Source organism: Acinetobacter sp. NBRC 110496, from assembly GCF_000876115.1.
In the GTDB taxonomy this organism is placed as follows: Bacteria; Pseudomonadota; Gammaproteobacteria; order Pseudomonadales; family Moraxellaceae; genus Acinetobacter.
Genome location: NZ_BBTF01000150.1, coordinates 1 through 821, shown reverse-complemented (window position 1 = coordinate 821; position 821 = coordinate 1). Strand labels below are relative to the sequence as shown.

1 pseudogene is annotated in these 821 nt (G+C 40.1%); it reads right to left on the bottom strand.

Going from position 1 to position 821, the window contains the following annotated elements:
* Positions 1 to 738: pseudogene (locus Aba26S_RS20985) on the bottom strand (IS3-like element ISAcsp5 family transposase); the annotation flags it as partial.
* Positions 739 to 821: the final 83 nt, after the last annotated feature.

Here is an 821-nt window from a genome sequence, read left to right as displayed (position 1 = left end):
CCAGTACTTTACGACTATGCCAATCTATAATTGCACACAGATAGACAAAGCCTTTAGCCATAGGAATGTACGTGATATCTGTACACCAGACTTGATTAGAGTGATCGATGACCATGTTTTTCAACAGATATGGGAAAATACGGTGTGCAAGATTAGGCTTACTGGTATTGGGTTTTGGATACAAGGCATGTATTCCCATCAAGCGCATTAAACGTCGGACTTTACGCCGACCTATTTTATGTCCTTGACGCTGTAGCATATCTCGTATCATTCGACTGCCCATAAATGGGTAGTCGAGATGAATTTCATCGATTAGACGCATCAAACTCAAATCAGTTGATGAAATCTCTTTGGGCTTGTAATACAACGTACTGCGATTGATTTGAATCAATTGCGATTGTTGTCGTACCGAAAGTTGATGGGTCTTATCGATCATTTTTTGCCGCTCAGCTGCCCTATTTTTCTGAGCGCACCTTCTAAAAAATCAATTTGCAATGCCTGATGTCCTATCTTGGCATGTAGAGCTTTGAGGTCAATCTCAGGTTCTTGTTGTGCTGTTGGTCGTGAAAAAATATTGATTGATTGCTCAAGCAGTTGATTTTTCCAATCAATTATTTGGTTTTGATGTAAGTCGAATTGAGTAGAAAGTTCAGCGAGTGTGTGGTCGCCTTTAATTGCTGCGAGAGCAACTTTAACTTTAAACTCTGCTGAATGATTACGACGTTTTCTTCGTGTCATGGTTGACTCCAAAAACAAGCATTTCCCATGCTTATTGGGGAGTAGATTATCACTTATAGGCGTGGTCTAAAATCCTAGAACCA